The sequence below is a fragment of the Aquiflexum sp. TKW24L genome (genome assembly GCF_023502205.1).
GTDB lineage: Bacteria > Bacteroidota > Bacteroidia > Cytophagales > Cyclobacteriaceae > Cognataquiflexum.
The window spans coordinates 1-326 of sequence record NZ_JAMFLG010000107.1; the positions used below are offsets into that span (position 1 = coordinate 1).

1 protein-coding gene is annotated in these 326 nt (G+C 49.4%); it reads left to right on the forward strand.

Features of this window, described 5'->3' with window-relative positions:
* The coding region (locus M3O96_RS21975; RefSeq protein ID WP_249725507.1) for an HYR domain-containing protein at positions 1-326 on the forward strand (326 nt) is incomplete at both ends.

Consider the following 326-nt stretch of genomic DNA (forward strand, 5'->3'; position numbering starts at 1 on the left):
TGGACTGTGATTGACGGCAATGGAAATACGGCCACTGACCAACAGACAGTGACTGTTGAGGACAATGAGGCACCGAACATCTCAGCGCCTGCGAATATCAATATACAATTACAACAAGGTCAGGATACTGCTACGGATGTGGACCTAGGGGAACCAAACACTTCGGACAACTGCGGCGTGGAAGATGTCAGCAATGACGCACCGGATTCTTTCCCTGTAGGTATGACAACAGTAACTTGGACGGTGACAGATTTCAATGGAAATACAGCCACCGATACCCAAACAGTGACTGTTCTCCCTGCGGATACCGAAACGGAACTGCCTAC